Annotated in this window: 24 protein-coding genes and 3 tRNA genes; 11 read left to right on the top strand and 16 right to left on the bottom strand. The window is 53.4% G+C overall.

What is annotated here, in order from left to right; genetic code table 11:
- The first annotated feature begins 57 nt into the window (after positions 1-57).
- From rpmI to E9531_RS07040, 10 genes are all read left to right on the top strand, one after another.
- Positions 58-261, top strand: a complete 204-nt coding sequence (gene rpmI, locus E9531_RS07085; RefSeq protein ID WP_136406961.1) for a 50S ribosomal protein L35 — start codon at positions 58-60, stop codon at positions 259-261.
- A 21-nt stretch (positions 262-282) separates the two neighbouring features.
- The gene (gene rplT, locus E9531_RS07080) at positions 283-642 is read left to right on the top strand and encodes a 50S ribosomal protein L20 (protein ID WP_136573049.1); all 360 of its coding nucleotides are present in this window, start codon (positions 283-285) and stop codon (positions 640-642) included.
- 170 nt (positions 643-812) lie between these two features.
- Positions 813-1,871 carry a phenylalanine--tRNA ligase subunit alpha gene (gene pheS / locus E9531_RS07075; RefSeq protein ID WP_136573048.1) on the top strand — a complete coding sequence of 353 codons (1,059 nt, stop codon included), beginning with the start codon at positions 813-815 and terminating at the stop codon, positions 1,869-1,871.
- A 40-nt stretch (positions 1,872-1,911) separates the two neighbouring features.
- On the top strand, positions 1,912-4,365 hold the full coding sequence (gene pheT, locus E9531_RS07070) for a phenylalanine--tRNA ligase subunit beta (protein ID WP_136573047.1): 2,454 nt from the start codon (positions 1,912-1,914) through the stop codon (positions 4,363-4,365).
- Between the two features lie 25 nt (positions 4,366-4,390).
- On the top strand, positions 4,391-4,720 hold the full coding sequence (locus E9531_RS07065; RefSeq protein WP_136573046.1) for an integration host factor subunit alpha: 330 nt from the start codon (positions 4,391-4,393) through the stop codon (positions 4,718-4,720).
- A gap of 363 nt (positions 4,721-5,083) precedes the next feature.
- A complete protein-coding gene (locus tag E9531_RS07060; protein ID WP_136573045.1) occupies positions 5,084-5,587 on the top strand; it encodes a MerR family transcriptional regulator in 504 nt (167 codons plus the stop codon).
- A 10-nt stretch (positions 5,588-5,597) separates the two neighbouring features.
- Positions 5,598-5,674, top strand: a tRNA-Pro gene (locus E9531_RS07055).
- Between the two features lie 89 nt (positions 5,675-5,763).
- Positions 5,764-5,838 (top strand) — tRNA-Glu (locus E9531_RS07050).
- A gap of 36 nt (positions 5,839-5,874) precedes the next feature.
- Positions 5,875-5,951 (top strand) — tRNA-Asp (locus E9531_RS07045).
- Between the two features lie 333 nt (positions 5,952-6,284).
- Positions 6,285-7,178 carry a DMT family transporter gene (locus E9531_RS07040; RefSeq protein ID WP_136573044.1) on the top strand — a complete coding sequence of 298 codons (894 nt, stop codon included), beginning with the start codon at positions 6,285-6,287 and terminating at the stop codon, positions 7,176-7,178.
- Positions 7,179-7,256: 78 nt separating this feature from the next.
- Here the strand turns inward: E9531_RS07040 and E9531_RS07035 are convergent, their stop codons facing one another.
- The 10 genes from E9531_RS07035 to scpA form a co-directional block, all read right to left on the bottom strand.
- The gene (locus tag E9531_RS07035) at positions 7,257-7,727 is read right to left on the bottom strand and encodes a VOC family protein (protein WP_211343389.1); all 471 of its coding nucleotides are present in this window, start codon (positions 7,725-7,727) and stop codon (positions 7,257-7,259) included.
- An 82-nt stretch (positions 7,728-7,809) separates the two neighbouring features.
- Positions 7,810-8,943: a biotin synthase BioB gene (gene bioB, locus E9531_RS07030; RefSeq protein ID WP_244610017.1), complete on the bottom strand. Its 1,134-nt coding sequence runs from the start codon at positions 8,941-8,943 to the stop codon at positions 7,810-7,812.
- Positions 8,944-9,233: 290 nt separating this feature from the next.
- Positions 9,234-11,285, bottom strand: coding sequence for an acetyl-CoA carboxylase biotin carboxylase subunit (locus tag E9531_RS07025; RefSeq protein WP_136573043.1), 2,052 nt, complete (start codon positions 11,283-11,285; stop codon positions 9,234-9,236).
- Between the two features lie 117 nt (positions 11,286-11,402).
- On the bottom strand, positions 11,403-11,858 hold the full coding sequence (locus tag E9531_RS07020; protein WP_136573042.1) for a VOC family protein: 456 nt from the start codon (positions 11,856-11,858) through the stop codon (positions 11,403-11,405).
- A 3-nt stretch (positions 11,859-11,861) separates the two neighbouring features.
- The gene (locus E9531_RS07015) at positions 11,862-12,332 is read right to left on the bottom strand and encodes a RidA family protein (RefSeq protein ID WP_136573041.1); all 471 of its coding nucleotides are present in this window, start codon (positions 12,330-12,332) and stop codon (positions 11,862-11,864) included.
- Positions 12,333-12,356: 24 nt separating this feature from the next.
- Complete coding sequence (locus E9531_RS07010) at positions 12,357-13,889, bottom strand: acyl-CoA carboxylase subunit beta (RefSeq protein ID WP_136573040.1); 1,533 nt, start codon at positions 13,887-13,889, stop codon at positions 12,357-12,359.
- A 53-nt stretch (positions 13,890-13,942) separates the two neighbouring features.
- Positions 13,943-14,317: a glyoxalase superfamily protein gene (locus E9531_RS07005; protein ID WP_136573039.1), complete on the bottom strand. Its 375-nt coding sequence runs from the start codon at positions 14,315-14,317 to the stop codon at positions 13,943-13,945.
- Entirely contained in the window at positions 14,314-15,366 is a 1,053-nt protein-coding gene (gene meaB, locus E9531_RS07000; RefSeq protein ID WP_211343388.1) for a methylmalonyl Co-A mutase-associated GTPase MeaB, read from the bottom strand. The genes E9531_RS07005 and meaB overlap by 4 nt, the downstream gene beginning before the upstream one ends.
- Positions 15,356-15,745: a GIY-YIG nuclease family protein gene (locus tag E9531_RS06995; protein WP_136573038.1), complete on the bottom strand. Its 390-nt coding sequence runs from the start codon at positions 15,743-15,745 to the stop codon at positions 15,356-15,358. The genes meaB and E9531_RS06995 overlap by 11 nt, the downstream gene beginning before the upstream one ends.
- A 237-nt stretch (positions 15,746-15,982) precedes the next feature.
- On the bottom strand, positions 15,983-18,136 hold the full coding sequence (scpA, locus tag E9531_RS06990; RefSeq protein ID WP_136573037.1) for a methylmalonyl-CoA mutase: 2,154 nt from the start codon (positions 18,134-18,136) through the stop codon (positions 15,983-15,985).
- Between the two features lie 104 nt (positions 18,137-18,240).
- Here scpA and E9531_RS06985 point away from each other — a divergent pair, with 104 nt between their 5' ends.
- Positions 18,241-18,891: a GntR family transcriptional regulator gene (locus E9531_RS06985; RefSeq protein ID WP_136573036.1), complete on the top strand. Its 651-nt coding sequence runs from the start codon at positions 18,241-18,243 to the stop codon at positions 18,889-18,891.
- Positions 18,892-19,063: 172 nt separating this feature from the next.
- Here the strand turns inward: E9531_RS06985 and E9531_RS06980 are convergent, their stop codons facing one another.
- From E9531_RS06980 to wecB, 6 genes are all read right to left on the bottom strand, one after another.
- A complete protein-coding gene (locus tag E9531_RS06980) occupies positions 19,064-20,038 on the bottom strand; it encodes an IS481 family transposase (RefSeq protein WP_136573035.1) in 975 nt (324 codons plus the stop codon).
- A gap of 105 nt (positions 20,039-20,143) precedes the next feature.
- Positions 20,144-21,448, bottom strand: coding sequence for a hypothetical protein (locus tag E9531_RS06975; protein ID WP_136573034.1), 1,305 nt, complete (start codon positions 21,446-21,448; stop codon positions 20,144-20,146).
- Positions 21,445-22,620, bottom strand: coding sequence for a glycosyltransferase family 4 protein (locus E9531_RS06970; RefSeq protein WP_136573033.1), 1,176 nt, complete (start codon positions 22,618-22,620; stop codon positions 21,445-21,447). Before E9531_RS06970 ends, E9531_RS06975 begins: the two co-directional genes overlap by 4 nt.
- Positions 22,621-22,674: 54 nt before the next feature.
- Complete coding sequence (locus E9531_RS06965; RefSeq protein WP_136573032.1) at positions 22,675-23,607, bottom strand: IS5 family transposase; 933 nt, start codon at positions 23,605-23,607, stop codon at positions 22,675-22,677.
- A 16-nt stretch (positions 23,608-23,623) separates the two neighbouring features.
- Positions 23,624-24,916: a glycosyltransferase gene (locus tag E9531_RS06960; RefSeq protein WP_136573031.1), complete on the bottom strand. Its 1,293-nt coding sequence runs from the start codon at positions 24,914-24,916 to the stop codon at positions 23,624-23,626.
- On the bottom strand, positions 24,913-26,010 hold the full coding sequence (wecB, locus tag E9531_RS06955; protein ID WP_136573030.1) for a non-hydrolyzing UDP-N-acetylglucosamine 2-epimerase: 1,098 nt from the start codon (positions 26,008-26,010) through the stop codon (positions 24,913-24,915). Before wecB ends, E9531_RS06960 begins: the two co-directional genes overlap by 4 nt.
- Position 26,011: the final 1 nt, after the last annotated feature.

Here is a 26,011-nt window from a genome sequence, read left to right as displayed (position 1 = left end):
AGGCTTGCATATGCGTCACGCCTAGCAGGCACAATGTCAAACCAAAGGTAAGCTGTTATGCCAAAAATGAAAAGCAAGAGCAGCGCGAAAAAACGTTTTCGCGTTCGCCCAGGTGGTACCGTTAAACGCGGTCAAGCGTTCAAGCGCCACATCTTGACTAAGAAGAGCACCAAAAACAAACGCCAATTGCGCGGCGCAGTGAATGTGCATGAGTCCAACCTCGGTCATGTGGCACAAATGTTGCCATTCGCCGGTCTGTAATCTGCATTAAGGAGTTCACACATGCCTCGCGTTAAACGTGGTGTTACGGCACATGCCCGTCACAAGAAAATTCTGAAACTGGCCAAGGGTTTCCGCGGCCGTCGTGGTAACGTCTTCCGCGTTGCTAAACAAGCAGTCATGAAGGCAGGTCAATACGCCTACCGTGACCGCCGTACCAAAAAACGTGTATTCCGTCAGTTGTGGATTGCTCGTATCAATGCTGCTTCTCGTGAGTTGGGCTTGACATACAGCCAATTCACCAACGGTCTGAAGAAAGCTCAGATTGAGATCGACCGCAAAATGCTGGCTGATCTGGCTGTTCATGACAAAGCCGCTTTTGGTAGCCTGGTTAATCAGGCGAAGGCAAAACTGGCAGCGTAAAGATAGGGATTGGAGCGCGCGTTCAGTCGCGCCACATTCCCTCGCACAGGGCTGGGCTTCGCGAATCTGCCTCTAAGCAGATTCTCAAGGCACCAGCCTTTTTTTATTGGATTCAACCAAGCACACATCAATACGGTGTTGCACACGCCCGCAGCTTTGAGGATATGAATATGAGCACTGATTTGGATGCATTGATTGCACAAGCCCAAACACAGTTTGCACAAAGCGACACTCCTGCCGCTCTGGAAGACGCCAAGGCGCGTTTTTTAGGTAAAAGCGGCCAGATCACAGAGCTGATGAAAGGCATGGCGCAGCTGAGTGTTGATGAAAAGAAAACACGTGGGGCGGCCATCAACCAAGCCAAGCAGGCCATAGAAAAAGCACTGCAAGCACGACGACAAGATCTGGCGGATGCAGAGTTGATGCGCCAATTGCAGGCCGAGCGTTTAGATGTCACCCTCCCCGGCACACTACGCCAGCCTGGTGGCTTACACCCAGTCTCTCGTACGATGGAGCGCATTGAGCAGATTTTTGGCTCTATGGGCTTTGATGTGGCTGACGGCCCGGAAATCGAATCTGATTGGCACAGCTTCACCTCACTGAATAATCCCCCAAACCACCCTGCCCGCTCAATGCAAGACACGTTTTACGTGGACATCAAAGACGAGCAAGGCCAGTACTACAACTTGCGGCCACACACCAGCCCGATGCAAGTGCGTTACGCCCATCAGCACGTAAAAAAGTACGCCGATTGCACTGACGCTGACCAAACATTACCTGATGTGCGCGTCATTGCTCCTGGCCGCACTTACCGCGTTGACAGCGATGCGACGCATTCCCCTATGTTCCACCAATGTGAGGGATTGTGGCTAGGCCAGAACGTGAGCTTCAAAGACCTGAAATTCGTCTTCACCAATTTCTGCAAAACATTTTTTGAGCGTGATGACTTGGTTTTGCGTTTCAGACCCAGCTTCTTCCCATTCACTGAGCCGAGCGCAGAAATCGACATTCAGTTTGCCAGCGGCCCATTGGCTGGGCGTTGGCTGGAAGTGGCCGGTTCAGGTCAGGTGCACCCGAACGTGGTGCGCAACATGGGCTTAGACCCTGAAAAATACATTGGTTTTGCATTTGGTATGGGGCCAGATCGGCTCACGATGCTGCGATACGGAGTCAATGATCTACGCCTGTTTTTTGATGGCGACATTCGCTTCCTGAGCCAATTCCAATAAGGTTGATGTTCATCTCACCTCTTGCCACGAGATAAGCCCTATGCAATTTCCTGAATCCTGGTTGCGCGAATTCTGCAACCCCGCCTTGTCCACCCAAGAATTGGCCGATACCCTGACCATGGGCGGCTTTGAAGTCGAAGAAATTGACACCGTCGCACCGCCCTTTCACGGCATTGTGGTTGGCGAAATTCTTGAAGCGGTTCAGCATCCTGATGCGGATCGTTTGCGCGTTTGCAAGGTCAATGTTGGCCCTGCAGGCCAAGGCGAACCACTGACGATCGTATGCGGTGCGCCCAACGCCCGAGTAGGTATCAAAATTCCTTGTGCCATGGTAGGGGCTGAACTGCCTCCTGGTGAAGATGGCAAGCCATTCAAAATTAAAATAGGCAAACTGCGTGGTGTCGAAAGTTTTGGCATGCTGTGCTCAGCCAAAGAGCTCAAAATTGCAGATGATCAAGGTGGATTGCTAGAACTGCCTTCAGATGCTCCTGTGGGCACCAATATTCGCGACTACCTGCGACTTGACGATGCCTTGCTAACACTCAAGCTCACCCCAAATCTGGCACATGGGCTGAGTATCTATGGCATTGCACGTGAGCTTTCTGCATTGACTGGAGCAGCGTTACCACCAGCCACAACGGCCAATGTGCAAGTCAATGGCGCGCAAAAACTCCACGTCAGTGTCAAAGCCTCTGATCTGTGCGGTCGATTTTCTGGGCGGGTAATTAATGGAATCAACACCCAAGCCCAAACACCTGCTTGGATGGTTGAAAAACTTGCCCGTTGCGGCCAGCGCAGTGTTTCTCCGCTGGTGGATATTTCCAACTATGTGATGTTTGAACTGGGGCAACCAAGCCACATTTTCGACCTCGATAAAATCCAGGGCAGCCTGGAAGTTCGCTGGGGTAAGGCTGGCGAGCAATTAGAGCTGCTCAATGGCAATACCATTGAAGTGGACGAAAAAGTGGGCGTTATTAGTGACGCACATCAAGTCGAATCGCTGGCAGGCATCATGGGGGGTAATGCCACCGCTGTGAGCGATGACACACGCAACATCTACGTTGAAGCCGCCTTCTGGTGGCCTGAATCCATCCAAGGACGCTCTCGCCGCTACAACTTCTCGACTGACGCGGGGCACCGCTTCGAGCGCGGTGTTGATCCCAGCGCGACCATACCGGCTATTGAACGCATCAGTCAGTTGATTGTGGATATTTGCGGCACACCAAATACGCAAGTAAATCCGATTGATGATCAAATCATTCAACTCCCCAAAGTCAAGCCCGTTGATTTGCGTGTTGCGCGCGCAGCCAAAGTCATTGGCATGCCAATCACCACAGAGCAATGTGAAACCGCATTCCAACGCCTGCAACTGAGCTACGAAAAAATCAGCGGCGCACAGGGTGATGTGCTGCGTGTAACCCCTCCTACCTACCGCTTTGATATTCAAATTGAAGAGGATTTAATTGAAGAGGTTGCACGCATTATTGGCTTTAATGCCTTGCCTGATACGCCGCCCCAAGCCCCTATCGTGGCTCGTATTCAGCCTGAATCCCAACGCAGCAAATTTGCATTGCGTCACTTACTGGCAGATCTTGGCTACCAGGAGACCATCAACTTCAGTTTCGTTGAAGAGGCTTGGGAACGTGACTTGACTGGGAATGTCAACCCTATTCGCTTACTCAACCCAATTGCAGCCCCCATGAGCGTGATGCGCTCGACCTTACTAGGCTCGCTCTTGAATGTTTTGCGCGCGAATGTGGATCGCAAAGCAACACGTGTACGATTGTTTGAAGTGGGGCGCGTATTCTTGCGCGACGAATCGGTACAAACAACAGATACCACCGTCCAAGGGGTACACCAACCCATGCGAGTGGCAGGCTTGGCCTATGGGGATGTCGATGGACGCCAATGGAGCAAGGCAGAGCAACGCAGCGATTTTTTCGCAACCAAAGGTGATGTAGAGGCGTTGCTGGCGCCTTACACCCTGGAATTTGTGGCGGCAGAACACCCCGCACTGCACCCTGGCCGTAGTGCTCAAGTGCTGCTGCAAGGGCAAGCCATTGGCTGGATTGGCGAACTCCACCCCAAATGGCGCCAGCAATGGGAACTTCCTCAAGCCCCCGTGTTGTTTGAATTGGATTTAAACGCTGCGTTACAACGTCCGGTGCCGGCTGCAAAACCAGTTCCAAAATACCAACTGATTGAGCGTGATGTTGCTGTTGTCGTGGCTGAATCGATCAGCTTTGCACAAGTTCAAACAGCCATTGGCAAAGCCAAAACCGCCATCAAAATTGCCAACGTTTTATTGTTTGACATCTACCGCCCTGTTGCAGGCCAAACCGCAACCGGAGTGAGCCAAGGAGAGAAAAGTTTGGCCATTCGGCTAACTCTTGATGGCGCGGGCACGGCATTGACCGATAGCGACATTGATCAAACCGTTACGGCTGTGGTAAAAGAGCTCGCAAGCGCCGTTTCGGCACGCCTTCGCACCTGAAATTCATCACCTGAGTGAATGAGATATGAACGAATTGCCTATCGATATCGACAGCCTAGAGCCCGCATCGCTAACCAAGGCGCAAATGGCAGAACTTTTGTATGAGCGAATTGGTTTGTCCAAGCGTGAATCAAAAGACATCGTAGATGCTTTTTTTGATTTGATCGGTAAGCGTCTGATTGATGGCGACAGCGTTCGTATCTCAGGGTTTGGTAACTTTCAGGTTCGTGCTAAAGCGGCTAGGCCAGGCCGCAATCCCCGCACTGGCGAAGCCATTCCTATTGAAGCGCGGCGTGTGGTCACTTTTCATGCAAGCAACAAGCTCAAAGAGAAAGTGCAACAAGATGCCATGTAATCGGCCTGCAACGCCATGAGACGTTAGCGTGCGCTTACTCATATTTGCGATAGCTGCATCCAAACCTGTCCTCAAACCGCAATCGCGTTGAGGACATTTTTTATATAAAAAGAAGGCGTCCCCGTCCAGATCTCATTGATTTGTGCATGTATTTACATCTGCGCCATTGTTCCATGCACGATCAAGGTATGATCGCGCCAAAAAGGTGCTGCAGCTTTCAAGCTAAGCCGTAGCAATATTGATCGTCTAAAAGAGAGTTCTCATTTTGATTCTCCCTTTTGGGCGTGAATCTTCACAGAGTCGCAAGCCAGTCCATGCACTGGTGTATCAGCTTTATTTCCCATCGGTTTCTCGTACGCGCACATGAACACCCCATTGCCCCCTATCCCTGCTAAACGCTATTTCACCATTGGTGAAGTCGCTGAGTTGTGCGATGTCAAGCCCCATGTGCTGCGCTACTGGGAACAGGAGTTCACTCAGTTGCGCCCCATGAAGCGGCGCGGTAATCGTCGCTACTACCAGCACCATGAAGTGCTGATGATTCGCCGCATTCGCGAATTGTTGTATGGGCAAGGATTCACCATCAGTGGCGCGCGTACCCGTCTGCAAAGCTGGAGCCCCAACGAAACCAACCACAATGGCTTGACGACGCAAGAAAGCACTGCGCAGCAAACCACAACACCAGAGAATGCGTCGCAGCCATCGGATGCGGTATCCAACCTCTCCGATTCAACGCCGCAGACAACAGTGTTTTCAGGCCACTTGCAACCAAAATCTGATGTGGTAAGCGCTGGTTTAGATCTGAAAAAAGAATTAATGGAAATTCGTGATTTTTTAGCCCAAGGCATTCAAAAATACAGTCTATAATCTCGCTCTTCGGCGTGTAGCGCAGCCAGGTAGCGCACTTGCATGGGGTGCAAGGGGTCGCGAGTTCGAATCCCGCCACGCCGACCAAATAAGATTTTTTAAAAAATAGCAAAAATATAAGCTATAATTTGAAATTCTGNAATAGCAAAAATATAAGCTATAATTTGAAATTCTGTGACCCTATCGTCTAGCGGTTAGGACATCGCCCTTTCACGGCGGTAACCGGGGTTCGATTCCCCGTAGGGTCGCCACAGTTAATGGTTTTGGCTTATGCCAAAATGCTACCAGGAGCGGTAGTTCAGTTGGTTAGAATACCGGCCTGTCACGCCGGGGGTCGCGGGTTCGAGTCCCGTCCGCTCCGCCAAATATTTAAAAGCACCTCATGCAGGTGCTTTTATTTTGCCTTCAACAAAAAGAGTTGGGCCCCTCCCACCTATAAATCGACTTGATGGCATATCCCCCTTAATCTGAGTCGCAATCGTTGCCGTAAACTCATCCCCATTATTTTTTTGCAATCGCCTTGCAACATAATCATGGATGCGCAAGATACGCCTTGCGGCAATTTAAGGCGGTTACGCTCACCTTTTGGCTCGAAACATAAGAAGCAAGTACAAACGATGGTTATGGCTATGACCGCCTCCTATTCAAGCACTTTTTCTTTCTCGCATTTTCATTTCTTGTTGCATAGTTAATCGCCGTGTCATCCCCTACCGCTCCCTCTGCTCTCACCGGTATTTTGCTCACATGCATGGCAGTCGTCTTTTTTGGCTTGCTCGATAGCAGTGTGCGCTATGTTGCGGTAGCTGTACCGGTGCTGATGGCCCTATGGGTTCGTTATGCCATCCACACGGCCTTAACAATGGCAATGCTGCGCAAGCAAACAGGCAACTGGCTCCCTCACAGCAACAATTGGTCATGGCAAATTGTGCGGGCCTGCTGTTTTGTACTGAGCAATATCTTTGCTTTTTTGAGCTTGCGTTATATGAAGGTGGCTGAATTCACTGCCATTGCTTTGATTGCCCCTGTGATTGTTTCCATTCTGGCCATGCTGGTTTTGCATGAGAAGCTCTCATTCATGCGCTGGCTGCTGTTGCCATTGGCACTGATGGGGGCTCTGGTCATTGTCAGGCCAGGCAATGTGGGAATGGGCTGGTTCTTGCTGTTTCCATTGATGCAAGTGGCCGCTAACGTTGTATACCTGCTCGTCACCGCCCATGTCGCACGCTACGACGAGCCCCTAACAACGCACCTCTACACAGGCGCACTCGGACTGGTCCTGGCAAGTGCTGTACTGCCATTCTTCTGGCAAACGCCGGATTTTCATTGGACATTCTGGCCTGCCATGCTCGCCGGAGGTATCTGTGGCACCGTTGGCCACCTGCTATTAATTCATGCCTACCGTTTCGCCAGTAGTACCGTTTTGATGCCCTATCTGTACGTACAAGTGGCAGTTGCCACCTTGCTGGGTTGGCTTTTCTTTGACAACATGCCAGATGCCACGTCGCTGATAGGGATTGCAATGATTGTCGCCAGTGGCGTTGGAGGAGCACTACTTACCGTGGGTTTGCGCCCATCCCCCGCGGCGCAGTAATCTCCTGTCACGATGTCACAATCGGTACGCCACTGTACACACTGCCCCATGAATGGGCGCACGTAGATGGCAGGCCGCTTAGCCTAAAGCAGCAATCACTTCTGGCGGCGCTTGCACCAACTCAATCAATACGCCCTCTCCTGCAATCGGAAATTCATCATTGGCTTTGGGGTGCAGAAAAGTGATGTCATACCCTGCAGCCCCTTTACGAATGCCCCCGGGTGCAAAACGCACACCTTGAGCAGCAAGCCACTCCACCGCTTTAGGTAGGTCGTCAATCCATAAGCCTACATGGTTCAAGGCGGTTGCATGCACCGCAGGTTTTTTATCAGGGTCAATAGGCTGCATCAAGTCCACCTCCACTTTGAAAGGACCTTTGCCCATTGCCAAAATATCCTCATCAACGTTTTCACGCTCACTCTGGAATGTGCCGGTCAACTCCAATCCCAAAGCATCCACCCAAAGGCGCTTGAGGTTGTCCTTGCTTAAAGCTCCAATGGCAATTTGTTGAATGCCCAGAACTTTGAATGGGCGGGGTTGAATGGTCATGCGGCCTCCTTGCTGTAGTGTTTCATAGACAAAATTGGAACAAAAAATGTATGACGACAAAAATGCAAGGCGGGCTACACCATTAGCCAGCTGCGCCAACAGCAGCCTGAATCTGGAGATGTTGGTGCGCATGGCTATGGTGCTCATCTTGCACCTGTGTACGCGTACCACGCAGGCCAAGCTTGGCCATCAAAGCAGCATCATCACCCGCCTCGGGATTGCCAGTTACCAATAATTTGTCGCCATAAAAAATCGAATTGGCTCCTGCCAAAAAGCACAGCGCCTGCGTGGCTTCCCCCAACTGTTGACGCCCTGCAGAAAGACGCACACGCGCCTTGGGCATAGTGATGCGTGCCACCGCAATAATGCGAACAAAATCAAGCGGATCAACAGGCTCAGAATCTGCCAACGGAGTGCCTGGTACTGGTACCAAACTATTGATGGGCACGGACTCTGGATAAGGCGCCAAATTGGCCAACTGCGCGATCAAACCTGCACGGTGCACTGGTGCCTCGCCCATTCCGATAATGCCGCCACAACACACGCTGATCCCTGCCGAGCGCACTGCAGCCAAAGTATCCAAACGGTCTTGGTAGCTGCGTGTATCAACCACCTGGTCGTAGTACTCTGGCGCACTGTCGAGATTGTGGTTGTAATAGTCCAAACCTGCATCACGCAGGGCGAGCGCTTGATGAGGCTCCAGCATCCCCAAGGTGGCGCAAGTCTGCATGCCAAGGCCTTTGACTGCTGTAACCAATTGCGCCACTTTTTCAATGTCGCGATCTTTGGGTGCACGCCACGCAGCGCCCATGCAAAAACGTGTCGCTCCGGCATCTTTAGCCGCCTGCGCAGCTGCCGTCACCTCAACAACAGACAAAAGTTTTTGCGCTTTGACACCTGTTTCATATTCAGCAGATTGTGGGCAGTAGCCGCAGTTCTCTGGACACCCTCCAGTTTTAACTGACAGCAAGGTCGCCAACTCAATATCGCCTTCAGGCCAATGCGCACGATGCACAGTTTGTGCCTGAAAAAGCAAGTCCATGAAAGGCAAATCGAGCAGTGCTTGCACTTGCGCCACACTCCAGCGTTCAACATCCTTAGGCTGATTTACAGGCTTGGATTTGCGGTGCAGAACGACTGCTTGTGCAACGGGTGTTGCCATCGTCAAGGGACGACCTGTATGGGGATGGGATGCAGTAGGTTGAATCATCGTCATGGGTGGCTCCGTTGTTTTTAAAACGCGCAAACAAAATCTGTTTCGCTCGCAAAGCCCCATTGTTATCGCCAAAACACATTGTTTTCCATCGCCGCACTATCCCGTTCAATCTGCAATTTTCCCCAATCGATACCAAGCAAATCGTGTCTTTTAATTAATGTTTAAGGCAAGTTTCGCAACGGTTTGGTATGGCAATAAAGGAGTTGCGAATGGCCTTTAAATGCCATTCAGATGGCATATGCAAATTTGCACAAACAAACCAAAACCACCCTACCAAACCATTGCTGCGATCAGGCAAACTCAATAATCACCTGATCTACCGCCAAAGATTCACCTTTGACTGCCACCACTTTGCTCACCACACCATCTTGCGCGGCAAACAAAACATTTTCCATTTTCATGGCCTCAATCACTGCCAAGCGCTCACCGGTTTGAACGGTTTGCCCCTCTTTAACCGCCACATCCACCAGCAAGCCGGGCATGGGCGATAACAAGAATTTCGACAAATCAGGCGGTGCTTTAAACGGCATGATCTGGTAAAGCTCCGCGCCGCGTTTGGACAGAACCAAAACATCAATCTGCTTACCGTTATGGCTGATGCGCAAAGCCAGCGGATTTTTCGCCGTGCCGCGCTCAATCTGCGCTGTGAAGGGCTTACCGTTGACCGTACCTTGCACTGCGATGTGACCCAGCGCCGTATCCGACTCCAACTCGTAACGCTTGCTGCCCACCGTCACCACCGTTTTGCTGTGGTCGGCATGGAAGTCTTCCACTTGCACATCGGTGTATTGGTTCTCTCCAGCTTGGGGGTCGAGCTCAACCACCACAAAGTCTTTGCCCACGCGTACTTCTTGCCCAGCGAACTGGCCGGAGATACGGCTGGCGCGATCGCGGAAACGGCGCGTCGTCCATGCGGCCAAGGCCAACAAAAACTCCGGCTCGTCGTGCGACACATCGCTGGCGTGAAAGCCTTCTGGATAGTGCTTGGCGATGAAGCCGGTATTGAAGTTGCCAGAAATAAAATCCGGGTGGGACAGCAAAGCCGCTTGGAACGGAATGTTGCTGCTGATGCCGCGAATCACAAAACCGTTCAAGGCTTCGCGCATTTTGGCGATTGCATCGTTGCGGTCTTTGCCATGCACGATGAGTTTGGCGATCATCGAGTCGTAGAACATCGGGATCTCGCCGCCTTCGTACACGCCTGTATCCACGCGCACGCCATAGCGGTGCTCGGTATCGCCTTGCCACATGGTTTCTTGCGGTGTTTCAAAGCGCACCAAGCGACCGGTCGATGGCAAGAAGTTGCGGAACGGATCTTCTGCATTGATGCGGCATTCGATGGACCAGCCCTCTTTCTTCACATCAGCCTGCGTGATGCTCAGCTTCTCACCAGCGGCCACGCGAATCATTTGCTCCACCAAGTCCAAGCCGGTGATGCACTCGGTCACCGGGTGCTCCACCTGCAAGCGGGTGTTCATTTCCAAGAAATAGAAATCTTGGTCTTTGCCGACCACAAACTCCACCGTACCAGCGGATTGGTATTTCACTGCCTTGGCCAGCGCCACGGCCTGCTCGCCCATGGCTTTGCGTGTGACATCGCTGATGAAAGGCGATGGCGCCTCTTCAATCACCTTTTGGTGACGGCGCTGAATCGAGCATTCGCGCTCGTTCAGGTAAATCACATTGCCAAAGCTATCGCCCAGCACTTGGATTTCAATGTGGCGCGGTTGCTCCACAAACTTCTCGATGAAAATGCGGTCATCGCCAAAACTGTTGCGTGCTTCATTCTGGCAAGCAGCAAAGCCTTCCAGCGCTTCCTTGTCGTTAAAGGCCACGCGCAAACCTTTGCCTCCGCCGCCGGCCGATGCTTTGATCATCACGGGGTAGCCAATGCCTTTGGCAATGCCCACCGCAGTTTCCGCATCCGGAATCGGATCGTTGTAGCCGGGAATGGTGTTGACCTTGGCTTCATTGGCCAACTTCTTGGAAGCGATTTTGTCGCCCATCGCCGCGATGGAGTGGGCTTTAGGACCGATAAACGCAATGCCTTCGTCTTCACAACGTTTCGCAAACGCTTCGTTCTCACTCAAAAAGCCGTAACCAGGGTGAATGGCTTGCGCGCCGGTTTGCTTGGCCGCAGCAATGATCTTGTCAGCCACCAAATACGATTCACGCGATGGCGCAGGACCGAGCAAAACCGACTCATCGGCCAGTTTCACAAAGCGCGCTTCTTTATCCGCCTCGGAGTACACCGCGACCGTGGCAATGCCCATTTTTTTCGCAGTGGCGATCACACGGCAGGCAATCTCGCCGCGGTTGGCAATCAAAATTTTGGTAAACATCGTAGCAACTCCAATAAAAATCAAACTAGGTGATTTGCACTCATCGGCCAACCACGCTTATCTCCACCACAAGCAATATCATCCTGTTCGATATTGCAGACAGCCTTACAAGGCACATCATGTCTTTTCTTCAACCCTTTCCAGCACCGGCGCCCCTGCGGCATTCAGTTGCAGAAACGGGTTGTATGCCACCTCCCACAAATGCCCATCCAGATCACGGAAGTAGCCGGAATACCCACCCCAAAATACTTTCTGTGCAGGCTTGAGCAATTGCGCACCAGCCGCCACGGCCTGTTTCAGCACGGTATCCACCTCAGTCTCGCTGCGCGTGTTATGCGCCAAGCTGATGCCTGTGAATGTGCTCGCATCGTGTGCTATTGCATCTGCCGGCCACTGCGCATCGTCGGCTAAAGCTTGACGACCGTAGAGCGACAACACCACGCCACCGGCTTGCATGAAGCTCACGTTCTCGTTGCTGTCTTGCGCACGTGCAAAACCCAAGCGTTCGTAAAACGCCGTCGCCCGTGCGATGTTGGCCACGCCTAAAGTGATGATGGTGATGCGGGGGTCCATGTCTTAAGCTCCTGCGGCAATCAGATCCAACTCGGTGCTGGCGTTCTTGGGCAGTTGGTACACACCAACCGACGTGCGGGTGTGACGACCTGCATCGCCCAACACCTCTACGAGTAGGTTAGAAGCACCATCGGCGACTTCACTGTGCTGCGTAAATGACTCTGTGCACTGCACATACACCGTCAAACGCAGCACACGAGCCACCAAGTCCAAACTACCCAAATGACGTTGCAGCAACGCCAAAGCACGCATCGTGCAGATCTGCGCGGACAACTGCGCATGCGCCAACGACACAGCAGCTCCCACACGGCCCGTGACAACCACTTGATCTCCCACACGCGGTATTTGCCCGCTGATGTAGAGGGTCTTGCCATCTTCAAGCAGTGGCGTGTAGTTACCGCCAATCTTGAGCGCACCATCAAAGGTATAACCCAAGCGTTGTGCGGCCGCTTCAAATCGTTGGTCTGCGTTCATCCGCAATCGCCTTCTACCAATGCCTTACAGCGGGATATTGCCGTGCTTGCGCCACGGGTTGTCCAGCTGTTTGTCTTTGAGCATGACCAAGCTGCGGCAAATGCGTTTGCGCGTTTCGTGCGGGTGAATCACATCGTCGATAAAACCACGTGCGCCAGCCACGAACGGGTTGGCAAAACGGGCTTTGTATTCGGCTTCGCGAGCAGCGAGTTTCTCCGGGTCGTTCTTGTCTTGGCGGAAGATGATTTCCACCGCCCCCTTGGCGCCCATCACCGCAATCTCAGCACGTGGCCATGCCAAGTTCACATCACCGCGCAGGTGCTTGGAGGCCATCACGTCGTACGCGCCGCCGTAGGCTTTGCGGGTGATGACGGTGATTTTTGGCACTGTCGCTTCAGCGTACGCGTACAGCAGTTTGGCCCCGTGCTTGATGATGCCGCCGTACTCTTGGCTGGTGCCCGGCATGAAGCCCGGCACATCCACAAAGGTGACCAACGGGATGTTGAACGCATCGCAGAAGCGCACAAAGCGCGCGGCTTTGATGGAACTCTTGATGTCCAAACAACCAGCCAATACCAGCGGCTGGTTGGCCACAATGCCGACGGTCTCACCGTTCATGCGCGCCAAACCGATGACGATGTTTTGCGCGTATTCGGGCTGCAGTTCAAAGAAATCATCGTTGTCCACGACCTTCAAAATCAGCTCTTTGATGTCGTAAGGCAGGTTGGGGTTGGCGGGTACCAAGGTATCCAAACTGAAATCTTTGCGATCTGCCGGATCATTCGTAGGGCGCACCGGCGGCTTCTCACGGTTGGACAGCGGCAGGTAGTTATAGAGGCGGCGCACCATCATCAGCGCTTCCACATCGTTCTCAAACGCCAAGTCAGAGACACCACTCTTCGTGCTGTGTGTGACCGCACCGCCCAGTTCTTCGGCCGTGACTTCTTCGTGCGTGACGGTTTTCACCACTTCAGGGCCCGTCACGAACATGTAGCTCGAATCCTTGACCATGAAGATGAAATCGGTCATCGCAGGCGAATACACCGCGCCACCCGCGCAAGGCCCCATGATCACGCTGATCTGCGGAATCACGCCGGAAGCCAGCACGTTTTGCTGGAACACATCGGCATAACCACCGAGCGATGCCACGCCTTCTTGAATGCGGGCGCCACCCGAATCGTTCAGGCCAATCACTGGCGCGCCGACCTTCATGGCCTGCTCCATCACCTTGCAGATTTTCTCAGCATGCGCTTCCGACAACGCACCACCGAACACCGTGAAATCTTGGCTGAACACAAACACCAAACGGCCGTTGATCATGCCGTAGCCAGTCACCACACCGTCACCGGGAATCTTGGTGTCTTGCATGCCGAAGTCCGCACAGCGGTGCTCGACAAACATGTCCCACTCTTCAAACGTGCCTTCATCAAGCAGCAGCTCAATGCGTTCGCGCGCTGTCAACTTGCCTTTGGCATGCTGCGCATCAATGCGCTTTTGCCCGCCACCCAGACGCGCTTGTGCACGCTTTTCCTTTAACTGTTCAACGATGTCTTGCATGGTCTTCCTTCACATTCCCATCGGGTTGGTCTTTACATCTCACATTCAAACCGTTAGCCAACGCTGAGCGCTTTGCCTTCGGTATAAAAAGTCAGCCGGTTGCCAAACGGGTCGGCAATTGTCATCTCGCGGTTGCCCCAAGGCGTCTCGCGCACCTCAGGCTTGGCATAGCGGTAATCTTTGGCAATCAAGGTTTGCCGCAACGCATCCACATCGGCCTCGGCAACACGGACATGTGCACCGGGGCTGGCGTCGCCGTGGTGCTCACTCAGGTGCAGCACGCAGCCTGCCAGAGAGAGTTGCCAGTACAGCGGAAAATTCGCTTCAAAGCGATGTTCCCAATCGATCTGAAAGCCTAAAAAATCGACGTAAAACTCACGCGCTTTGGCTTCATCAAAACTGCGCAAAATCGGGATCACGGCCGTCATGCACTGCCTCCCTCTTTTGATGATTGCAACAACTGCGGATTCGTTGCCGCCGCGCCTGCGTACACATCCAGCAACTGCCGCGCTGCGGTGGATGCCGCCAACTGCCCATCCAACACCTGCGTTTGTAACTGCGGCAACAAAGCTTGCACGTCGGCTTGCTGGCGAAAGGCTTGCTTCAACCCGGTTTCAATGCGCTCCCACATCCACGTCATGGCTTGCTTTTGGCGGCGTTTGTGCAATTGGCCATTGCCTGATTGCAGTTGCTGGTATGCCTGCACCGTATTCCAGAAGGCATCCACGCCCGTGCCATTGAGCGCGCTGATTTGCATGACTTTGGGTGACCAATGGCGACCATCGTGCTGCTCGGCTGAGCCGTGCAGCGCCAGCAATCGCAAGGAACTGGTGATTTGCGCCTCCGCCCGTGTGGCCGCTTTAGCGTCAATATCGGCTTTGTTGATGACGACAAAATCTGCCATCTCCATCACGCCTTTTTTGATGGCTTGCAAGTCATCACCGGCATTGGGCAATTGCAGCAACACGAACATATCCGTCATGCCCCAAGCGGCCGTTTCGCTCTGGCCCACGCCCACGGTTTCGACAATCACCACGTCGTACCCTGCAGCCTCGCACACCAGCATGGCTTCACGCGTTTTCTCCGCCACACCGCCCAAATTGCCGCCGGATGGGCTGGGCCGGATATAGGCCTTCTCATGCACAGAGAGCTGCTCCATGCGCGTTTTATCGCCCAGAATCGAGCCACCATTCACGCTGGATGAAGGGTCAATCGTCAGCACCGCCACGCGATGGCCTTGGCCAATCAAATACAAACCCAGCGTTTCAATGAAGGTCGACTTGCCCACACCCGGCACACCGCTGATGCCGAGGCGAAACGCCTTTCCTGTATGCGGCAGCAACTGCGTCAGCAAGGCATCGCCCTGCGCACGATGGTCGGCACGGGTCGATTCCAGCAAGGTGATGGATTTGGCCATGGCACGGCGCTGCTGCGCAGCATTGCCTTCGAGAATGCCTGCAAACAGATCAAATGCCATGACCATTCGCCCTCTTCTCGAATTTTCCTGCCACTGCATCAACCATGCTCGCCACTGTTCGCCCTGAGCCTGTCGAAGGGCATTCACCTGCAACCACACTGCTGCGTGACTTCGCCAACTGTTGAACCCGCTCCCAATCCCCAACCATCAACGCCTCTTTTTTAGATCGTGAACAGCCCTTTATTTGCAATTCAAAAGCCAATGCTGCCTCTCTGCTTTCAAACTCACCCTGCCAAACCAACGCTACCGGCTTGCGTGTGGCCGTGTAACCCGTTTTGCCATCTTGGTGCTGACGCAAACGCACCTCCAGATCATCGGTATGACCTGTGTAGTACGAGCCATCTTGGCAACGCAAGATATAAACAAAAAAAGGTTTCACAACTTCAATTTTCTTTAGCTATTGAACACACTCATCTTTAATCCGTATGCATCGCAGTACCACAGTAATACTTCCCCAAACACCTTTGATCCTAAGCCCTTCAACCCCGCTCAGGACAAGCTTATCGAAGGACATGGAATAAGCCAGAAAATTCGCGTAGCCCGGCTTCGACAAGCTTAGCCTGAACGGTGGTTGTGAACGGCCTTCAACAGGCGCCCCCTCACTGACAAGTCAGCCTCAAGCCGTCACCGCTTTGCGAATCTGCTCCAACACATCTTTGGCGCTGGCCGGAATCGGTGTTCCCGGCCCGTAAATGCCTTTGACGCCGGATTGGTAGAGGAAGTCATAATCCTGCGCCGGCACTACGCCGCCGACGAACACGATGATGTCGTCCGCGCCTTGCTTCTTCAGCTCTTCGATGATGGCGGGCACCAATGTCTTGTGGCCAGCGGCTAGAGAGGAAACGCCCACGGCATGCACGTCGTTTTCAATCGCTTGGCGGGCGCATTCTTCCGGGGTCTGGAAGAGCGGCCCCATGTCCACGTCGTAGCCCAAATCGGCAAAAGCAGTGGCGACGACTTTCGCGCCACGGTCATGTCCGTCTTGCCCCAGCTTGGCGATCATCACGCGGGGGCGACGGCCTTGCTCTTCGGCAAATTGGTTGATTTCGGACTTCAGTTTTTCCCAGCCTTCGGCCGAGTCGTAAGCGGCAGCGTACACACCGGTCACCTTTTGCGTATCGGCGCGGTGGCGCCCAAAGACTTTTTCCAAAGCATCCGACACCTCGCCCACCGTGGCGCGCAAGCGAATCGCTTTGATCGAGAGATCGAGCAGGTTGCCGGAGCCATCGGCAGCAGCATCGGTCAAGGCATCCAGCGCAGCTTGCACGGCAGCGCTGTCGCGGGTCGCTTTGATTTTGGTCAAGCGGGCAATTTGGCCTTCGCGCACTTTGACGTTGTCCACGTCCAAGATGTCGATCGGATCTTCTTTGGCCAGCTTGTATTTGTTGACGCCAACGATGACGTCTTTGCCAGAGTCGATGCGCGCTTGTTTCTCCGCAGCAGCCGCTTCGATTTTCAGCTTGGCCCAGCCGGAATCGACCGCCTGCGTCATGCCGCCCATTTCTTCCACTTCTTGGATCAATCCCCAAGCGGTGTCGGCCATTTCTTGCGTGAGTTTTTCCATCAAGTAGCTGCCAGCCCATGGATCGACCACGCTGGTGATATGCGTTTCTTCTTGAATGATGAGCTGCGTGTTGCGAGCGATGCGCGCTGAGAATTCGGTCGGCAAAGCAATCGCCTCATCCAGCGCGTTGGTGTGCAACGATTGCGTGCCGCCAAACACCGCAGCCATCGCTTCGATGGTGGTGCGCACCACGTTGTTGTACGGGTCTTGCTCGGTCAAGGACCACCCCGAAGTCTGGCTGTGCGTGCGCAGCATCAAGCTCTTTGGATTCTTTGGATTGAACTCTTTCATAATGCGCGTCCACAGCAAACGTGCCGCGCGCATTTTGGCAATTTCCAGATAGAAGTTCATACCCACCGCCCAGAAGAACGACAGGCGACCGGCAAATGCATCCACGTCCATGCCTTTGGCCAAGGCGGTTTTCACGTACTCCTTGCCATCGGCCAAGGTGAACGCCAATTCCAGCGACTGATTCGCACCCGCTTCTTGAATGTGGTAGCCCGAGATCGAGATCGAGTTGAACTTGGGCATGTTCTGCGCCGTGTACTCGATGATGTCGCCAATGATGCGCATCGACGGTTTGGGCGGGTAGATGTAGGTGTTGCGCACCATGAATTCTTTCAGAATGTCGTTCTGAATCGTTCCGGCCAACAAGTCCTGCGAGACGCCCTGCTCTTCCGCCGCTACCACGTAGCCCGCCAAAATCGGCAGCACCGCGCCGTTCATGGTCATGGAGACGGACACCTTATCCAGCGGAATGCCGTCGAACAGGATTTTCATGTCTTCGACAGAGTCAATGGCCACACCGGCCTTGCCCACATCGCCAGTTACACGCGGATGGTCGCTGTCATAACCACGGTGCGTGGCCAAATCAAATGCAACCGATACGCCCTGCCCGCCAGCCGCTAAGGCTTTGCGGTAAAACGCATTGGATTCTTCTGCGGTGGAGAAGCCCGCGTATTGGCGAATCGTCCAAGGGCGGCCAGCGTACATGGTTGCCTGCGGCCCCCGAATAAAAGGCTCAAGACCTGGCAGCGTATTGGTAAACGGCAGATCTTTAATGTCTTCCGCCGTATACAAAGGCTTGACGACAATGCCATCGGGCGTCGTCCAGTTCAGGTTATTGACATCCCCCCCAGGTGAAGTCTTATTAGCGGCTTTTTCCCAGTCAGCCAGGCTTTGCGGTTTGAATTCGGGTGTGCTCATGGATTCTTCCAACTCTTCAACGGAGGGTCTACAAACTGAAACGCGAGAAGTGTACATCATTCATAATTATGAATTCATAATTGGAATACGATAAAATCCCAGCGATGACAGAATCAGTGATAACCCTAGGTCGCCGCGCGCTTTACGAAGACGTCGCTGACTGGCTACGCCAGCGTATCTTTTCGCACGCCCTCAAACCAGGCACATGGATTGACGAAATCGCTATCGCACAAGAGCTAGGAATCAGTCGCACCCCTTTGCGCGAAGCTCTGAAAGTGCTGGCTGCGGAAGGCTTAATCACGATGAAGGTACGCCGTGGCGCCTATGTCACCGAGGTCGATGAAAAAGAGCTGCGCGAGGTCTACCAAATGCTCAGCCTTCTAGAAGCAGATGCCGCAGCCACAGTGGCTGTGCAGGCCAATATCGCTCAAAAGCAGGAGCTTCAGACGATTCATGCAGATCTGGAAGCACAAATCCATGACCGCGAAGCCTTTTTCCGCATCAATGAAGCCTTTCACTTCAAAGTTTTGGAATTGGCTGACAACCGTTGGCGCTTGCAGATCGTTACCGATCTGCGCAAAGTCATGAAGCTGCATCGCCACAACTCATTGCTCAAGCAAGGCCGTATCGAAGAGTCTTTAATGGAGCATCAAGCCATCATGCAAGCCATCATCAAAAGCAATGCCGAAACAGCAAGGTATGAAATGGGTAAACATATCTTGAGTGGACTGACTGCAGCTGCCGCTAGCTTCTGATAATTCAGATAGTTTATGAAAATACATTTCAGCAGATTTCAGCTTAGAGTTGAAATTCTTGCGAAGCCACATGCCAGAATGGCCTTCTCCTGCACCCTTGCGTAAAGCAAAGCAATCAGAGGCCATTGAACTTGAACTGAAAAGACCTCATCAATGCTGCGCCTTTAGTCGTCTAGCTGTCAAGACCCGACTGGTTATAAACCCGCTTCTTAAACAATTCCGGCTTCTTGGCATACCAGTTCTTCAAAGCCTGAAGCGGTGCGACGTGCTCAAGCGCCCGCTGCGGAATTTGCTGGTTGTAGACCTTCACGTAGTTTTTCAACGTGACCTCCAATTGCGCCGCTGAGGCAAATCGGGTTTGCTTGATCGCCTCGCTGATTCGGCCATTGAAACGCTCCACCATCCCGTTTGTCTGGGGATGCCGCGGTGGGCTCAGACGATGCTCAATGCCCATCGCTTTGCAGCGCACATCAAACACGTGCTTGCCACTAGCCTGACGCCTCTTGTTGGTAAAACGATCCGTGAATTGGCTGCCGTTGTCGGTAAGCACCTTGGTGATTTTGATGGGAGTTGCCCTTTGCAAACGAGAGAGAAAGTCAACGCTGCTTTGCTCACTTTGATCGGCGTAGATGTGTACGAATACCCAACGCGTGGCGCGGTCTATGGCCACAAACAAATACCGCCGATGCGCTTCACCCGGCATTTGCGGCAGGTACTTGATATCCACATGGATAAAGCCTGGCTCATAGTCCTTGAAGGTTTTACTGGGCTGCTCTTCTCCTTGACTCTCTTGCGCCTGCATCTCGCGCAAGCTGCTGACACCGTGGCGCCGCAAGCACCGGCCCAGCCCTGCACGGGAGACATCGGGGTTGATGAACTCTCGCACCACCGCCAGCAGGTCATCAAGCGGCAAGAGCAGCAAACGGCGCAGTTCTACAACAATGGCCTCCTGCACTTCAGAGAGCGTGGTGTGCAAGGTGTGTGGGCGGTGCGAGAGATCGTCTGGCAGATCACGGCGCTTCCATTTGCGCACGGTGGCAAGGCTGATGTTGTAGCGCGCAGCAAGCTCTTTGAGAGGGGCCGATGAGGCTTTGATCTCGGCTCTGACTCTGGGTGTGGTGCGCGCTTGGGCGTGTACTCGACTCATCTGCTTGGCTCCCGCTTGAATGACTCTATAACGCTGTGCATCACTGCTCTGGCTTCGAACAGTGCCCAGCTTCGATAGGGGATATGATCACATGAGTCTCGACATCTAGCAGCCCAGCAATTGAGGAGGTCGGATCACTGCAATGATGCTGGCCAAAACACCTGCACCCAAAACACCCCATATGGCGTAAATGGGCCTGCTCTGCATAGTGATCCGCACACCAATAGAGCAAATAATCGCGGCAAAAAATACTCCGTAATTCAGCACACGTAAAAACCAATTTGTATCCAGCAACCACCAGGATGCAGCAATAGCGACACCCGAAAGCGCCCCGAATCCTATTAGCAAGACGATCAACACCCTTGCCTTCTGAACATCAAATTGGTCAGCACGAACACCGCTGACTAAGCCAAAAATACCCACCACAAAAAAAGCAGCGAACAGCACATTTCCTAGCTGCACAAACACAAAACGCAACAACGAACCTTTGTAGGGCATCCAAGCCGCCGCTGGCAGCAAATAGGCCTGCATAGCCAAGGCTGTTAAAACGATGCACATCAGACTCAAAGCCATAGCGGTGCTATTGCGCAGCATCGCCTGCGCAATAGCATCATTCCAACTCGGGCGCCAATGACCATAGCGTAAACACAAAAGAAATAGAATTGCGCCACCACCCAACACCCAAAACACCGTATTACCGGTAGCCCAAAATCGTTTCAGGTGCACCTGCTGCAGATCCATCAACATCGCAGCATAAGGCCCATGTGGCAGCAAATAAATCCCCAAACTGATCAACAGGTAAACACCAAGCAATACATGCCGAATACCCAGCGGCCGCCTCTCCAGGCAATCCACAAAAACCAATACCGCACAAAGAAAAATCAAAATGGCATGACTGAGAATATGCAACACCGCAATGACAGGAACGATCAGAAAAAACATCCATCCGCCCTGCCGATGCAACCATTGCCAAGCACAAATGATGCCGGCAAACACCAGCATTTGCCCCCACTGCTGGGGGCGAGACTCCATCAGCGGGGCCCAAAAATAGCTAGATAAAACCAGCGCCATCAAGACGGAAGCAGGCGATACCAACCCTAACTTGCGATACCCCCACCACAGAAGAAGAATCGATAAAAAAACACACCCAATACCCAAAGCGGAAAGCGTATGTGCATGGGGCAGCTCTGCATTCGCGGAAATAAAGCGCACCGTCTCGATAAACGCTGGGCCCGAAACAGGCCAATGCACCCCACTATCGAGCTGCTCGGCAATGCCCATCCAATTCACTTCATCGTTATGGCAGATTGGATAACCACCATGAAAACGCATAGCCCAAGCCAATACGGCAAAAAGCAAACTGACCGCAACCGGGCCCCCATAGACTCGGTATAGCGGCCAATTCGTCATACAAGCTGCTTGTAAACCGCCACCGTTTCGCTCGCACAGCGGTCCCAAGACAACTGGCTGGATCGCTCTAAGCCTTTAACTCGTGCATTTGCCTGCCACCCCTCATCGGTCAAGCACTGCTCCAAGCCATGCCCCAACTCTTCAACGTCCAAGGGATTCACTAAATATGCAGCCCCTGCTGCGACCTCAGGCATGCATGACGTGTTGGATGTCAGCACCGGCGTGCCACTGGCCATCGCCTCCACAATAGGCAGGCCGAAGCCTTCGTAAAGGGATGGGTATACAAAGAGGCGAGCACCCGCATAAAGCGCAGGCAGCCAGCGCTGGTCAACAAATGACAAGTAACGCAGCCAACCTTCAGCTTGTGCCTTTGCCATGCGGGCGTGGACGGCTTCCGAGTTCCAGCCCTTGCCGCCGGCAATCACGAGCGGCCATTCGCGCCGCAAGTCCACTGGCAACAATGCATAAGCCTCTATTAACCGCTCGACATTTTTCCTTGGTTCTACCGTGCCAACAAACAAAGAATAAAGGCCTCTACGCAAGCCTAGTGCCTGCATTGCAGGCACTAGTAATTCTGAAGAGTGAGGGCGATACACCCTATCTGCAGCCAAAGGAATGGCTTGAATACGATCCTCAGACATCAACTTATGAGCAAGCATCTCTTGCCGCACAGTTTCTGATACTGTGATGACCTGATCCGTGCGGACCAAACTAGCAGCAAGAGCAAGACGTAGATAGTCTACCCGTGCCTGCGGATGGAACTCGGGGTGCACAAGGTGAGAAAGATCGTGAACCGTGCTGACCGTCTTGCCCGAAAACGGTGGAACGATGTAATTGGGCGAATGGTAAATAGCAGCTTTGTTGCCGCGCAACCGCCAGCCAAAGAGTGCGGGAGTGAGCGCAGCAAACACGCGCACCGCAACCCGGCTGGAGGACAAGTGGTCGCGCAAGGTTTTGCGCTCTGGCGCGGCCACCGGCGCGTCGTCGGCAACGGGTTGGCTCAAAGCCGCAATCGGGTCCTCAACCCATTGGCCCATCGAGAAATAGCGCAAGCGAGCGATATCTTCACTGTCTGCCAAACGCCTAGCCAGTTCGTAGGTGTAACGGCCGATGCCGGTCAATGGAGGCCGTAAAGCATCGGCCCCCATAATCAAATCTATTTTCATTTGCATGGTTTTGTTGCACAAATCAAATTTAGCGTAAACCACCCCTGACCCCAGACGCAGCTATCCCACAGCCACCGTGTTGGGGCAGCCAAGCTCGGTGAACCGATTGAGAATGAATGCACGCACATTCAACTCCGTGACCTGTCTCTCAAACGTACGCGTCATCACCTTCTCTCCAAGCCTCTTGAAGCAATGCATCTTTGTCTCCACCAGGGAGCGTCGGTGGTAACCGCTCCAGTCTTTCCATATCGCTCTGCCTAGTCGTCTACATGCTATGACTGCTTGGTTGCGATGGGCAAAGGCAGCTCCTTTACGCAAGCGAGCTCTCTTGCGTGGTGGGATGATGGGGGTGATCTGCCTGTGTTGACATGCGGCATATACAGCTTCGGTGTCATAAGCACCATCACCGATCAGTGTTGCAATCGGTTCATTGATTGGAATTTGATCCAGCAAGGGCTCGATCATGAAGGAGTCGCCCACATCGTTTGTGGTCACTACTATGGCTCGTATCTGCAAAGTATTGGCATCTATGCCCAGATGCACTGTGCGCCATTGGCGTCTTCGTTCAGCTCCATGCTTCTTGGCCTTCCATTCACCTTCACCAAGGAACTTGATACCAGTAAAGTCAACGAGCAGGTTCAGAGCACCTTGGCTGGCTTGGTAGCGCTCGTTGACCTGCAGGTCTTTCTGACGTCGACAGACGGTACTGAAATCAGGCAATGGCCAATTTAAGCCAGCTAGCTGTAATAGCGATTCGACCAATCCCAAAGTTTGGCGCAGAGCCAGTCCAAACAAGCGTTTGATAGTCAAGCAGAATTGAATGGCAGCTTCTGAATATTTTTGATGGCTGCCTCGTTTGCCGCTGGCACGAGCGAGCCACTGCATGTTCTTATCCAGCCAGACCGTCAAGCTGCCTCTGGTTTTCAATGAGGCGTTGTATTTTTTCCAGTTCGTGGTGCCGTAGGCCTTATTGCCCCAAGTCGATTCACTCATGCTGCAATCCTACCGCTTAGCTGTGAGCGTTTGTGCAACAAAGCCTAGCGAGAAGGGAAAGCCGTCGCCTGTAAAGATTCGCTTTATTGGCCCAAGTATGGCTTTGGATCAGTTCCTCGTTTCTAGAAGACAGGGGCCAATGCTGCTGGTGTTGCCATTCTGAAAACAACTGTTTGAGTGCAACAGCAATCTCTTGGGAGTCGTTCTTCACAACGACGCCAGCTCGAGTCTCATTGATCAAGGTCGCACCGGGATCCGTCGATTCGCTGGTCTGAATGTGCAGAATTGCGGTGCCAGACCCCAGGTACTCATAGATCTTGCCGGGGATCTGGTAATTCTGCACGTTACCAATGTTGATCAATAGATCAGCGCGACGCTGCCACTCCAGACACTCACTATGGTTCTTCTGGCCCAAAAACTCAACGCCCTGGATTCCCTCGAAGAGGGGCTTGAACCGGCCATTGTTGCCAATGATCTGAAAAGTGAAATCGACCCCTTGCAGCGTGCGTAGGGCTTCAGCGAGCTGCGTGGGATTTCTGAAGTCACTGTAGAAGTTGCCAGTGAAGCAAATGCTGAAGCTGGCGTTGGCACTTTTTCGTTCAGCAGGTGCGGATGCAGGAAACCCTTGAGAGATCGTCGACAGCTTCTCTCGCAGATGCTCGCCATGCCGCTCCACCAGCAATTCAATGACCTTGTCATCTGTGACCACGACGTGGTCTGCATGGCGCATGATGCGGCGCTCCACGCGCAGATCGATTCCCCTGCGCCAACGCGGAGAGTATGGTGTGAGCAGAGGATCACCCAAGTCCACGACCCATGGCAGCTTCGCCTTTTTCGCATAGAACCCTACGAAGATGTCCACCGCAGGCTCGTGCGAGCTCAGCACGATATCGTACCGATTCGCAGCCAAAAGCTCCTTGAGTTTCTTGCGCGCAAAAAAGTACCACTCGCTTCGGATGTCGGGATAGACAAGGCGATTGAGCAGATCTCGAGCGATCCCATAAGCTCTTGAAAGCAGCGAAGGCTTAGCCGAGGGCGCAGCCGATGCTGCGCCGCTAGACACTGAACTTTGCGCTGCAGCACGCTTGGCTGCATATTCACCAAGGCCGATGAATGGGCCTGGCCAAACCCGGTGGGTGATAACGCGATGGTCCAGCAGCAACGGGAACGCCTGGTTGGGAGCGATGTCCGGGCAGATCACCTCTATCTGAACCCCCTGTGCAACCAGTTCGTTCGCTAAATGGAGCCAGCGCAAAGACTGCGCCGCCAAGATTGGGGGAAACTCATAGGCAATCAGCAGAACCTTCACAGAAGCTGCTCTTGAAGTAGACGACCGATGCGCTCAGAAGCGTGTCCATCACCGTAGGGCGATACACCTCGAGCCATTGCTTTATAGGCTGCTTCATCGTCAAGCAAGCGTTGAGCCTCGGCGACGATCCTGTCGTAGTCGGAACCCACCAGTTTGACGACACCTTCCTCAACGGCTTCTGGTCGCTCAGTTTCCTCACGCAACACCAACACCGGCTTACCCAGAGCGGGTGCTTCTTCCTGAACCCCACCGGAATCAGTGAGGATCAGATAGGCGCGCTTCATCGCCGCAACAAAAGGCGCATAGTCCAGCGGCTCGCACAAGGTGACGTTCGGGATATGCGCCAGATACTCATACGCCACATCCTTCACATTTGGATTGGGGTGAACCGGATAGAGAAACTGTACATCCGGATTGTTTTGCGCCAACGTCTGCAATGCGCGGCAGATGTTGCGGAACGGCGCGCCAAAGTTCTCTCGTCGGTGGGAGGTCACCAGCACCATGCGCTTGTCTGCCGGCAATGTGATGCCCAGATCCAGATCTCGCTGCGCGGTGGCCAGCAAGGCGTCCACCACGGTATTGCCCGTGACGATGATGTCTGAATCAGCGATACCATCTTTCAGCAAATTCTGGCGCGAGCCCTCTGTAGGAGCAAAGTGCCAGCGGGCCAACTTGCCCGCGATAACGCGATTGGCCTCTTCGGGGAATGGATTCTGCATATCCCAGGTGCGCAGGCCGGCCTCCACATGACCGATTGGAATACGGTGATAGAAGCAAGCCAACGCGACGGTCATGACCGTCGTTGTATCGCCTTGAACCAAGACCACATCCGGCTTCTCTGCCTTGAGTACCGCGTCCAGCTCCAGCAAGAGGCGCGCAGTGAGTTCAGTCAGCGCCTGGTTGGGGCGCATGATGTTCAGATCAATGTCAGGCTGAATATCGAAAAAAGACAGCACTTGGTCCAGCATCTGGCGATGCTGGGCTGTTGCCAACACGCGCACGTTGGCCCAGGGCTGCTTGCGCAACTCGAGGATCACAGGGGCCATCTTGATTGCTTCAGGACGCGTGCCGACGACGCAGAGAATATTTTTCATT

The organism is Lampropedia puyangensis (assembly GCF_004833285.1).
GTDB classification, from domain to species: domain Bacteria; phylum Pseudomonadota; class Gammaproteobacteria; order Burkholderiales; family Burkholderiaceae_C; genus Lampropedia; species Lampropedia puyangensis.
Note: the sequence above shows the minus strand (reverse complement) of the source record. Positions and strands in the feature narration are given on the sequence as shown.